This is a genomic window from Petrocella sp., assembly GCF_059865615.1.
In genome coordinates, this window is record NZ_JCBCDA010000043.1 from 30,984 (window position 1) to 43,870 (window position 12,887).

A 12,887-nucleotide genomic window follows, 5' to 3' on the forward strand; every position below is an offset into this window, starting at 1 on the left:
TTAGTATTATGTAACAAAAAAGTCCTAATTAAGTCCTAGTTTTGCCTAATTAAGTCCTACGAATTTCTTTACAAAGGCTATGTTCTATGATATTATAAAATAAGTTATTACAGAAATGTTACAAAACTATGGAGGCTAACCATGAATGGGGTTCTTAAATATAAAGAGAATTTCTTTCTTAGATATAAGAAAGAAATCGCTCTGACTTTAGGTGCGGTACTGATTTTTTCTGCTGTGGTCAGATATACACCAAGTGATGTTACACAAAGTGGGGCTGTACAAGCACGAAATTCAAACAATCAATTAGTTGAAGAACAACTTGTAGCAAAGGGCTACAATGTCTTAATAGATGGGGTTAGACTTGGCGTTGTTAGAAATAAAGACGAAGGTCAAGCGGCTACCAATCAAGCACTTGAAATGGTCATTGCCGATCTAGGGTATAATCCCGAAGTAGAGCCGGTATTGACCTTTGAGAGCGATTACTCTGAAGAAGAAAACTACATGGCGCCTGAAGAACTGGCAACATTAATCGCAAGTCAGGTGATTCACAACCTAGAACGGCACAAAGTTATGGCCTATGTCATGAAGATAGGCGATGATTTTACTGTTGCGGTCAAAAATGAAGAAGACATCAAGAAGGTATTGCTAAATGCTCAAAGCATTTATGTGAACACAGATATGGCATTAGATATAAGTCTAGCAAAAGATGAGCATAATGGCCTAATCATTAAGCCCCAAGTAATCATGTTAAAAGAAGATGAAGGCGCCTCCAATAGAACGTTTACAACAACCATAACTGCGAATGCAGAAACAATAGATGAGGCTTCTTTGGATACACCTAAAGATGTATCCAAAGAGGGTGTTACTGTGGAGGTAGATTTTGCAGAGTCGGTTATGGCTGTAGAGGCTTATGTTTTTGAGGATGAAGTGCTATCTGTAGATGAAGCAACAGCATTGATTACAAAGGAAAATGAGGAAGCAAAGCTATACACGGTTGTTTCCGGCGATGCACCGTCGACCATCGCAGCTAATAATAGTATGCCACTAGCTCAGCTGTATGAATTAAACCCTGGGCTTGAACAAAATACTTTAAAAATGAAAATAGGTGACGAATTGGTGGTTATGGTACCTGAACCGGAGTTATCTATTGCAACTAAAGAAGAAGTGGTTTATACTGAATCGATTATTAAGGGTGTGTCTTATGTGGATAATCCTAATGTATATAAGGGGTCAGATAGCGTGGTTGACGCCGGTTATGATGGTGTGTTAGAATTAACAGCTGTTGTGTCAAAAGTCAATGGTAAAGAAATCGGCCGAGAAATAACGAAGCAAACCGTTTTAAAAGAAGCAAAAGATAAGGTAATATCCAGAGGTATAAAGCCATTGCCTAAAAAAGGTGCAACCGGCAGCTATAAATTCCCTTTAACCAGCTTTAAAGTAACTTCGCCTTTTGGCAGAAGATGGGGTGCTTTTCATGCAGGTGTTGATTTGTCAGCGCCGACGGGTACTACAGTGAGAGCATCTGATGGTGGTACGGTGACAATCGCCGGTTGGCGTGGTAATTATGGTTATTTAGTTGAGATCGATCATGGCAATGGTATAAGAACACGATATGGTCATAACAGTAAGATTAATGTAAAAGTAGGACAAAAAGTAGCCCAGTATGAAACCATAGCAAAAGTAGGTAGTACAGGTAGAAGTACAGGACCACATGTTCATTTTGAAATACGTTTTGATGGTGTTGCAGCAAACCCAATGAATTATCTAGAATACTAACCATGGTTAAAGAGTCAAAACTATATAGTTGAACTTTTACATACAAGATATAGTTATGAGTGTATCATAGATACAGGGCGGTGCCAAAAGGCACGCCCAAAGCAAAAACGGTTTACGTAAGTGTTGTACTTACACCCAGCATTTACGTAAATTGTTTGTTGTGTCATATTGAAGCCGACGAATGAATTAGAGTTCGTTAAGAGACTGGGAGGTCCCAATGGATAAATCTAAAATTGGCAGTTTGAAGAAAAATATAAAAAACTTAGTAATAAAAGCATCTGAGTTAAATAAGGTTATATTCAATAAGTTAGATGTTTTTAAATCATATATTAAAAAATTAAGTCCTAAAGATTTTATTGTGAATAAGTTAAGTTTCAAGCATATGTCTCTAAAGAGCTTTAAGAGATCGAAGTGGAAAAAAGTAGACTGGAAAAGTGTAAAAGTGACCATAGCTATTATCATAAGAGAACCTAAAAGGGTCATAGCTATGGGAGTTGTAGGTGTTATGCTCATGTCAGGCATAGGTGTTGCCCAGAGTTTTATGATATCAATGGGTTCACAAGTATCCGTGGCTTCAGAGGATGAAGATGTCAGCTATGTTGAGGTGATATTCAACGATCAATTGGTAGGTTATGTGCCAAGTTTAGTTGTCGGAAAAACGATGGTAGAAGTTGCAAAGTCGAATATTATTGAACGCATTGGTTATGATCCTGAGCTGACTCAAAATATAAGATACAACCCAAGACATGGGGAAAAAATGATTTTCACAGATGAAAAAGAGCTTCTAGTGATGCTAGAAAATACCATGTACGCGTCAATTGAAAATCATAAAATCAAAGGTTATGTCATGAAGATAGGGGATGATTTTACAGTTGCCCTTGAAAATGAGGAAGCCTTAAAAGCCGTTCTGGAAGGTGCACAAAAAGTATATCTAGAAGAAGAAAGCGCGGTGAGTGTGGAAATGAAAAGAGATCCACATAACACCTTAGTCATGAAGCCGGTTATTAAAGTATTACAAAAAGAATTAAAAGTTGATCGGAATTTCTTAACCTCTGCGACTCTAAACGATACAGCTGAAAATGAAGAAGCAGGCAAAGTATTTCAATCAGTGGTCAAAGAAATTAGCTTAGAACAACAGATTGTCATTATTGAAGCTTTTGTAAATGAAGATGAAATCGTGGATGTTGAAACAGCTACAACGATGATTACCAAAGAAAATGAAAAAGTAAAAACATATACGGTACAGTCCGGCGATTCACCGTCCACGATTGCAGTATCTAATGGTATGACAACGAGAGCCCTGTATGATTTAAATGCCGGTTTAGAGGAAAGAGCAAGTAAGATACAAATAGGTGAAGAGTTGATTGTTATGGTACCTGAACCTGAGTTATTTGTCTCATCAGTTGAAGAAGTGGTTTACACAGAAATCATAGATAAACAGAAGGTTTATGTGGATAATCCTAATGCATATATAGGTACAGATGAGGTCCTTGAACCGGGTGTTGAAGGTGTGCTAGAAGTCCACGCACTTATTAAAAAACTAAATGGTAAAGAGTTTGATAGAGTGATTCTTGAAGAAACTGTAATATCCAACCCAACAACGGAAAAGATCTTAAGAGGTTCTAAAGCATTACCAATTACAAATGCAACTGGTACTTTCCAAGTACCTATGATAAAATATAGGTTAACCTCCAAATTTGGTCCTAGGTGGGGAAGAATGCACACCGGTATTGATTTGGCTGCGCCAAGAGGAACGGAAATCAAGGCTGCAGATGGCGGACGTGTCATAGCAGCTGGCTGGGACGGCGGCTATGGTTATAGAGTGGTTATCGACCATGGTAATGGTATGACTTCCTTATATGCCCATTGTAGCTCGATTTACGTTAAAGTTGGTCAAGACGTGGGGAAATATGAAAGAATCGCAGCCGTTGGTAATACAGGTAATAGTACGGGACCTCATTTACATTTTGAGATTCATGTAAACGGTGTTAGAAAAGACCCGATGAAGTATTTAAAATTCTAATGTAGGGTTAAAGCGTCTAAGCTATATAATATTGACCCTTTAACCAGTGTGTGTTGGACTAAATAGAGTCCAAGAAATGTAGAGGTAAAAGTATGGCAAAAATATTGGTCGTAGATGATGAAAAAGCAATTGTTGACATACTCAAGTTCAATCTTGAAAGAGAAGGCTTTACTGTGGTGACAGCAGCAGATGGTGAAGAAGGCATACGAATGTTCCATAAAGAACAGCCGGATTTAATTTTGCTGGATATTATGATGCCTAAAATAGATGGCTTACAGGCCTGTAAAACAATACGAACGGAATCTAATGTACCAATCATTATGTTGACAGCCAGAGCAGAAGAAGTTGATAAAGTGTTGGGTTTAGAGTTCGGTGCTGATGACTATGTAACGAAACCTTTTGGTGTACGTGAGTTGATTGCTAGAGTTAAGTCTAACATACGACGAACATCTATGGATTATGATCATACAAAGAACACACAAATCATTCATGTAAGCAATATGACCATTAATGTGGATAAATATGAAGTGAGCAAGGACGAAGTCGTCATCGATTTAACCGTTCGAGAATATGAGTTGCTCAAGTTCTTAGCTACACAGAAGAACCAGATTTTTACAAGAGAACAGCTTCTAGAGAAAGTTTGGGGCTATGAGTACTATGGTGATGTAAGAACTGTGGATGTTACCATTCGTAGACTAAGAGAAAAAGTAGAAGACGATGCAAGCAAACCTGGGTTTATTCTAACCAAAAGAGGTATTGGCTACTATTTTAAAGGCTAGAAAGCAATAATAGGTACAAAGTCTAGTGAAAGTTGGAAATGCAATGAGTATAAGCATACGATGGCGTTTGGTACTTATGTATGTACTTATGGTTGTAATTGTCATGATGGTTAGCGGGACGATGATCGTACTCTTGGTTCGAAGCAATGAAATGGAGTCGGTTCAAGAAAGCATCCAGTTAGCCGTTGAGGCAATTAAAACAACAGCCTTTGAAGATGTGAATATCGATGACATTGAAGATGTCAAATTGAAGTTATCAGATGTCTATGAAAAATATGCAGCACTCTACAAAGGAAAACGCGTTTTTTTGCTGGATCGAACTTCTAGAGTGGTACTGCCGCTTAGTGATGCTGAAAAAGGGTTAAGTTTTCCCACCCATCAAGTTATGGGAGCTATTGAAGATGGACAACCCTATGAGATGTATGACAAGAACCGGAGCTTACCGGGGGATGATAGGAAATACATAGGTTATGCAGAGAACATAAAAGACAGTAACGGCCGAGTGGTTTATGTGGTCTATGTCTTAGGTGAAACAACATCTGTCACCAACAGCATTGAGAAAACCATCATGGTGATTATCTCGGCAGCTGCGGTGGCTATTTTGATTGCGGTTGTACTGGGCTTTATCTTTTCAGACTTTTTGACCAAACCGATTACCGCCTTGACGGTTAAAGCCAGAGATATGGCAAGAGGTCATTTAGATAAACCGATTAAAGTATATGCAAACGATGAGATTGGTCAATTAACGAAGAATTTTAACAGAATGGCAAAATCATTGAATGAAACTCTAAATGAGATTACCAGTGAGAAAAATAAATTAGAAATTGTTTTTAAACATATGACAGATGGTATACTGGTATTTGATAAAGTAGGGGTTATGATTCATTCCAACCCGGCGTCTATTGATATGCTTAAGTTAGATAAGCAGATTAGTTTCCAAGAAGTATTTAACCCTTATTTGGGGGTTGGTTATAATGAATTAAAAAATATGGTGCAGGAAGAAACCATTCTTCATGTTGTCATTGTAGAACATAGATATTATAGTGTTTATTTTGCCAAATTTTTAGATCAACACAATGAAGCCGTTGGTCTTATTTGTGTTATACAGGACATAACAGAACACAAAAAGTTGGAAGAGATGCAAAAAGAATTTGTTGCTAATGTATCTCATGAGCTTAGAACCCCGCTGACGACAATAAAAAGTTATACAGAGACTTTGCTTGAAGGTACATTAGAAGACACAGAAATCGCCACAAGATTTTTGAATGTTATCAATCATGAAAGTGACAGAATGACCGCGTTGGTTCAGGACCTTCTCGAATTATCCAAGTTGGATAATAAACAAATCAAGTTCGCTATGAATGATATTAATCTGGAGAGCATATTAGACGATAGTATTAATAAATACCGTATTCATTCTGAGAAAAAAAATCAAAGCCTCATTTACCATAAACCGAACTACGCGTATAGGACCATTGGCGATGTCAATCGTATTGAACAAGTCATCAAAAATATTATTTCAAATGCAGTTAAATATAGTCCGGAAGGCGCTATTATTGAGATTGATATGGAAGATCAGAATAAATATATCAAAGTCTCTGTAGCGGACAACGGCTTGGGCATAAGTAAGGATGACTTGAAGAGGATTTTTGAGAGATTTTATCGCGTAGATAAAGCCAGATCCAGAGAAATGGGAGGAACTGGACTTGGGTTGGCGATTGCCAAAGAGATTATGGAGTATCATGGTGGAAAAATACTGGTCGATTCTGAAGTGGGCGTTGGCACAACCTTCGAGTTATATTTTCTTAAAAAACAAGGATAGTTCATATTAATCTTACAGGAGCCTTATTCGACGTAGTATGCCCTATAGTTACCTTAACTGTTAGCCAAACGTTATGTATTTGTAATCATAGTGTAATCTAAGACTTATATAATCATAGTGTGGATGTTTATGTTCATTCTTTTTAGAGAATATAAGTAAGGTGGTGAAGCATATGTTTAAGCAATTTATTAAAATTTGTATTCTTTTTACAATAGTTATGGTCTTAAGTTCAGTTGCAGCCTATGCGGAACCTATAGAAGCCAATCAAGCTGCATTTAATACATATCTCAATACATTTAATTTAACAGAACAAAATATTGAGTATGGGAATAATAGATTAGACACAGGTATGACAACACAAGCGTTGAGTACAGTAGGAACTCTAAAAATAAGCAATGGATTTAGTAGGCAAGCGTTCTCTACTTTTGCAAGTGACAAGAGTATTGTAGGACAAGGCCAGTCGGGTTCTGTAGTAGGACTAATGGTATATACAGTTAATAGCAATCAGCAAAAAGTGATTGAAAGCTATGCGATTAAGACATTAGGTGCATCCGGTATGTTCAGTGAAACCATTACCTATGCCTCTAATCGTACTCAATATCTTGTGATTGCTGTAAAAGATCATCAAGGTGTAACTAGGAGAATTTTTGAAATCACGACGAAAGCCATGGAAACTAAAGTAAAACTTGAAAACATTCAGATAAGATTTGTTAGTGAAGACAAGCAAGTTAATACATCAGTGGAATCTATGTATGATTGGCTTAAGTTGAAGAGCAATGTAGAGTTTTAATAAAAGCACTGTAAGGATACTTTCGAGGTTATAATGATGAAAGCAGCCGTAAGCACCATCAAAATTGTAATATTAATAACACTAATTGTCACCAGTGTTTATCAGACAAGTAGGTTATGGTTTGACGATCAATCAGACCCTAACCTTTTTTATCGCATTTTCTCATCTTCTACCATAGAAAATCTGGAGGCTGTGAGAGATGCCGGTAATATGATAACACCCAAGCAATTGGGTGTCTATCTAGGCCACCCCAATCTTGAATACACGATTGTAAAAAAGGGGGTCCCCCATTATGAAACCCTTAGAAGTGAGTCTATCAAGATCTTAATAATGGGCCTTGATCAAAAGTATTATGTTGGTGTTGTAGAAGATAAAGCGTTGCTTTGGAGTAATCAGCATACCAGCATTCATCTGGATTTTCCTTTGGAACAGGCGATTCTTGCCAGAAACTTAGGTATCTCGCAAAAGGCACTTGAAAGTATTGGATCAGTGGATACAATTTTGATTATGCCGGCTTTTAGAAATGAAATATGGCTAAATATTTACTTGGAAGACCCTTCAACAGGTCTGTATCATCACTATCAAGTTCCCAAATCGGAGGTTGTAATCGCCAATGATTCGTTGGCATATCAGTTATCGAATGTCGTAGCAAATGGCAGTAGGACATCTTTTATTTCCACACTTAAAAACAACATACCTTATTATAGTAAACATCTTTTATTACCCTTGCCATCAGAAGATAACCGCTATCATGATCCGATTTTCATGAGGATTCCGTTTGTGTCGGATGCTGCGGTTAATGTCTCAGAGTTAGATGGTTACGTAAGTCTGTTTTTTGATAATCCGGATATTATGAAAGCAATCCCACTTGAGAATGAGGTTCGCTACGTAGATGGGAATGTTGTGGTTCGATATAACACAGAAGGATTAATTGAGTATAATCGTATAGTCAAAGAAAATGCCGAATCGACCAGTTTAACCCTTGCCCTAACGGTAGCCAACCAATTTATTGAGCAAGATATTCAAAGAATGCCTACAGAATATTTTTTGAAGACCTATCTTCAAGAGGCTCAAAGAACGGTTTTCTACTATGATATTGGCTTTAATGATTATCCCTTTGTCTTGACAGAAGAAGTCAAACAGAAATACGGCATGTCACATGCCATTGAAGTTACTGTTAGTGGCGATAAAGTCATTAAATACAGAAGAATATTAAGGAAAATTGATGACATGAATCCTCAGAACAAGACCTTTCAAGCTAAGTATGAAAATATTCTTGATAAAGTCATCCTTGAAGCAGGCACCTTGGATGTTGAGATTGAAGAAATGTATCTTGGTTACAGTTGGAATAGGGATACGATGGAAATGTCACTTAATTGGGTTGTTCAGTATGACGGTAGCCCTCACTTTTATCTTGTGGAATGAGGTGTTTCTATGAACATGCAAAAAATGTTGAATGGCTTTATTATTATTTTCCTAGTGATCAATGTCGTTTTGTTTTTATTTATCTTTCAAAGAGAAAACACCAGGTACACACTTTCGAGTGAACGTGTCATTCAACTTGAAAATATTCTTGAGAAAAATAATATATATTTGGTAGACCATTTACCGAATTTTTACCCTAAAAGTAGACTGAGAGTGTCGATGCCTATAGATATGGAGAAAGAGTTGGTGGAAGGCTTTTTTCTAGATGAAGCGGTGCGGTTTATAATCTCAGCGAACGCCCACACCCATGAGACATCAAGAGAACGCCTTACTTTTGATCAAGTCAATGAAAAAGGTAGAGTTTTTTATGGAAGTAGTGAACCCACTTTTGTACCTAATAATTTATTAGACCATGAAAAAATCAAAACGGTTTCTCAGTTTGTAAAAGAAGTGACCCTAGGTAAGGGGAAGTTCGAGTTGACAGATCAACGAGATGGAGATGATTTTTCCATCTATTACTATAATGAACGATTTTTAGGAGAGCTTATTTTTTCTAATGAAACGGTTGTACGTATTGAAAAAGAAGGTATTACAGAAGCCAGAGCTATAAGGTATGTGCCTCAAGGTTTTGTTGGTAGTCCTCTTGAAATATTCCCGGCAGATGAGGCTTTATATAAGTTTATGAATTATATTAGAGCATTTGAAGAAACAAGCATTATGATTACAGATTTGGATCTTGGCTATGCAATTGGTCAGAGCACCCTTGAGAATGTTATATGGATAGAAATTGAACCTTATTATAGAATTAAACTGAATACGGGGCAAACTTATTTTATCAATGCTTACACTAATGAAATATATAGGCCTTAAGTAATACCTGAAGAGGTGGTTTTGATATGTATGTACTTGCTATAGATTGTGGCACACAAAGTTTGAAGGCGGTGGTTTTTGACAAAACAGGTAAAACCATAGCGGTTCAGCGCGTTGGATTTGAGCCTTACTATGCCAATATGCCTGGTTATGCAGAACAAGATCCGGAAATGTATTATAAAAGCCTTTGCAAAGCAACAAGAAATCTGATAGAAGCCCATCCTATTTTATACGATGCAATTGGAGCGGTTACGGTGACTACACAAAGGGATATGGCTATCTGTGTGGATGAGCAGGGGGTTGCTCTAAGACCGGCTATTATTTGGGCAGACCAACGGATGATTAAGGTGCCAAGAAAGATGGCATTTCATCATCGTTTAGCGTTTACCGCTATAGGCATGAAACCTACGACGGACATTCTAAGTAGAAGTTGTAAGGCACATTGGATACAAGATCATGAGCCCAAGATATGGGAAAAAACTTATAAATATCTTCAGTTGTCAGGGTACTTAAACCATAAATTGACAGGCCTTTTTTTAGACTCAGTAGCTAGTCAAATAGGCCATATTCCCTTCAGTTATAAACATTTTCGTTGGGAGAAAAAGAATAGTCTTAAGCATGACATTTTTCATATTGAAGATGATAAACTATGTACCTTAGCTCAGTCATCAGAGACGATAGGCAGACTAACGGGTAAGGCAGCTGAAGAAACAGGACTTAGACCTAATCTAAAAGTCATTGCTGCCGGTTCGGATAAGGGGTGTGAAACCCTTGGTGTAGGTTGTATGGATAATGAAAGCATATCCATATCCTTGGGTTCTCAAGCGAGTGTCCAAACGACAACAAGTAAGTACTATGAGGCGCTAACTTTTATACCGCCTTTTCAAGCGGTTATACCCGGCTATTACAATCCTGAGGTACAGATTTATAGAGGTTATTGGATGATTTCATGGTTTAAGAAAGAGTTTGCAGCAAAAGAAGTGAAGTTAGCCGAGAAACTAGGGATCACGCCGGAAGCGTTATTAGAAAAGGCTTTAGTAAAGATTCCACCCGGCTCAGATGGATTGATTTTACAACCTTATTGGGGCGCAGGCGTGAAGATGCATGATGCCAAAGGGGCGATTTTGGGATTTTCAGATGATCATACCCGTTTGCATATCTATCGTGCTATTATTGAAGGGATTGGTTTTGCGCTTTTTGAAGGTATGCAACGTATAGAGAAAAAATCGAAAATCAAAGTTAGAAAAATCATGGTCTCAGGTGGCGGTTCACAAAGTGATGCCATATGCCAGATTACAGCCAATATCTTTAATCTTCCAGTTAATAGGGTCCAGACATATGAAACTTCAGCCCTAGGAGCTGCCATAGCCGGTTTTGTAGGATTGAAGGTTTACGCTGATTATGAGGAAGCAATACTACATATGGTCCATAATCAAGATGCGTTTCTACCTCAAAAAGATCAAGTTGACCTATACGAAAGAATCTATCATAGAATCTATAAAAAAATCTACAAAAGGCTCAAACCCATTTATAAAAGTTTTGATCAATTATGACACGTTCATATTATGAACAATTTACTGTAAAATAGGAGAAATCCTTTTAAATATAGGCTTTTTGAACGTTTATTTTTACAAATGAAATAAGCTATGTTATACTATATAAGATTATAATTGAAATATTTTGAGAGCATTAATAGATAAGAGGTGTATTATGAATCAATTTTTAATAAAAGGCGGTAAGCCTCTAAGTGGGGAAGTCGCGGTAAGTGGTGCCAAAAATGCCGCTCTTGGTATATTGCCTGCAGCATTATTATCTCGTGATATATGTAGGATTGAGAATGTACCATGTGTGAATGATATTACAGTATTACTTGAGGCCATGGAAGACCTAGGTGTTAAGATTAAGTTTGAAGACAACAACCATACAGTGATTATGGACTGTCGGCATATCAAAAAACTCACTGTGGATTATGAACATATTAAGAAAATTCGTGCTTCCTATTATTTGTTAGGCGCCCTTTTAGGCGCTTATAACAAGTCGGAGGTGGCATTGCCTGGTGGTTGTAATATAGGGAGTCGTCCTATTGATCAACATATTAAAGGCTTTGAAGCCCTTGGTGCCATTGTAGACATTGAACACGGCATGATTAAGGTCAAAGCCCATAGCCTTGTAGGAGTTACTATCTATTTGGATATGGCCAGTGTAGGTGCTACCATCAACATCATGATGGCAGCGGTAATGGCAGAAGGTGTTACGCAGATTGAAAACCCTGCCAAGGAGCCACATATCGTTGATGTTGCCAACTTTTTAAACAGTATGGGTGCAAATATAAAAGGTGCCGGTACAGATGTTATTAAGATTAGCGGTGTCAAAAAAATGCACGGTACGGAGTACATGATTATTCCGGATCAGATTGAAGCAGGTACCTATATGGTTGCAAGTGCCATAACAGGTGGGGATGTCACGATTACCAACCTGATTCCAAAACATATGGAAGCGGTTGTAGCTAAGCTGCATGAAATGGGCGTCGGTGTAGAAGAGTACGATGATGCTATTCGGGTCTATAAGAAAGAAAAGTTAAAAAACATACAAGTCAAGACCTTACCTTATCCAGGGTTCCCGACAGATATGCAACCCCAATTTACTGCTTTGCTATCTATTGCAGAAGGCACAAGTATTATGACGGAGAGCATATTCGAAAACAGATTCACTTATACCAGTGATTTGTCTAGAATGGGTGCATCGATTAAGGTGGAGGGAAACACAGCTATTGTGACAGGTGCAGCCGAGTTGACCGGAGCGGAAGTCAATGCGCCGGACCTTAGAGCGGGCGCTGCTTTGGTCTTAGCCGGGCTTGCTGCAAAAGGTGAAACGTTAATCAATAATATTCAGTATATTGATAGGGGTTACGAGCATTTTGAAGATAAGCTTAGAGGCCTCGGTGGAGAAATCTATCGAATTACCGAAAAAACCAGTAAAGAAACTTTTAAAGTTATGTAGTTATAAACTAAACTTTCTCAAATACAAGAAAAGAAGCTTCGCTTCGTTATGAGCTCTGCTCATATTTCTAAACGGTTCGAAAGGTAAGATTTCCTTGATAGTTACATAGCATAGTCTTTTCTAGAGAATAATAAAAGAACAAGTTGACGGACAATCAACTTGTTCTTTTTGCAGTTTTTGATAAAAAAACCGTGTGACTTATAGCGGTTTTGGAGAATCTACCGGACAAACGTCAGCACAAGCGCCACAGTCGATACATTCGTCAGCATCGATAACATAAATGCCTTCGCCTTCAGTGATGCAGTTTACTGGACACTCAGATTCACAAGCGCCACATGAGATACAATCATCATTAATAAAATATGCCATTTCAAGCACCTCCATATTAGTTGTGAGTATATG

Annotated in this window: 10 protein-coding genes; 9 read left to right on the plus strand and 1 reads right to left on the minus strand. The window is 37.7% G+C overall.

Translation table 11 applies throughout. The features are described from left to right. Positions 1–141: 141 nt before the first annotated feature. The 9 genes from AC6F8J_RS05130 to murA all read left to right on the plus strand — a co-directional run bounded on the left by AC6F8J_RS05130 (position 142) and on the right by murA (position 12,485). A complete protein-coding gene (locus AC6F8J_RS05130; protein ID WP_500721515.1) occupies positions 142–1,776 on the plus strand; it encodes a peptidoglycan DD-metalloendopeptidase family protein in 1,635 nt (544 codons plus the stop codon). A 217-nt stretch (positions 1,777–1,993) separates the two neighbouring features. Continuing rightward, positions 1,994–3,799, plus strand: a complete 1,806-nt coding sequence (locus tag AC6F8J_RS05135; RefSeq protein ID WP_500721516.1) for a peptidoglycan DD-metalloendopeptidase family protein — start codon at positions 1,994–1,996, stop codon at positions 3,797–3,799. Positions 3,800–3,891: 92 nt separating this feature from the next. Continuing rightward, positions 3,892–4,578: a response regulator gene (locus AC6F8J_RS05140; protein ID WP_500721518.1), complete on the plus strand. Its 687-nt coding sequence runs from the start codon at positions 3,892–3,894 to the stop codon at positions 4,576–4,578. Between the two features lie 43 nt (positions 4,579–4,621). After that, a complete protein-coding gene (locus tag AC6F8J_RS05145) occupies positions 4,622–6,400 on the plus strand; it encodes an ATP-binding protein (RefSeq protein WP_500721520.1) in 1,779 nt (592 codons plus the stop codon). Between the two features lie 172 nt (positions 6,401–6,572). Continuing rightward, the gene (locus AC6F8J_RS05150) at positions 6,573–7,190 is read left to right on the plus strand and encodes a hypothetical protein (protein WP_500721521.1); all 618 of its coding nucleotides are present in this window, start codon (positions 6,573–6,575) and stop codon (positions 7,188–7,190) included. A 33-nt stretch (positions 7,191–7,223) separates the two neighbouring features. Then, the gene (locus AC6F8J_RS05155; RefSeq protein ID WP_500721523.1) at positions 7,224–8,615 is read left to right on the plus strand and encodes a hypothetical protein; all 1,392 of its coding nucleotides are present in this window, start codon (positions 7,224–7,226) and stop codon (positions 8,613–8,615) included. Between the two features lie 9 nt (positions 8,616–8,624). Continuing rightward, entirely contained in the window at positions 8,625–9,485 is an 861-nt protein-coding gene (locus AC6F8J_RS05160; RefSeq protein ID WP_500721525.1) for a two-component system regulatory protein YycI, read from the plus strand. Between the two features lie 26 nt (positions 9,486–9,511). Further along, on the plus strand, positions 9,512–11,038 hold the full coding sequence (locus AC6F8J_RS05165; protein WP_500721526.1) for an FGGY family carbohydrate kinase: 1,527 nt from the start codon (positions 9,512–9,514) through the stop codon (positions 11,036–11,038). Positions 11,039–11,195: 157 nt separating this feature from the next. Then, complete coding sequence (murA, locus tag AC6F8J_RS05170; RefSeq protein ID WP_500721528.1) at positions 11,196–12,485, plus strand: UDP-N-acetylglucosamine 1-carboxyvinyltransferase; 1,290 nt, start codon at positions 11,196–11,198, stop codon at positions 12,483–12,485. 198 nt (positions 12,486–12,683) lie between these two features. On the opposite strand, the gene fdxA is transcribed toward murA, so the two are convergent. After that, positions 12,684–12,854 (minus strand): 4Fe-4S ferredoxin, encoded by a 171-nt coding sequence (gene fdxA / locus AC6F8J_RS05175; RefSeq protein ID WP_500721529.1) that lies wholly within the window; start codon positions 12,852–12,854, stop codon positions 12,684–12,686. Between the last annotated feature and the right edge of the window lie 33 nt (positions 12,855–12,887).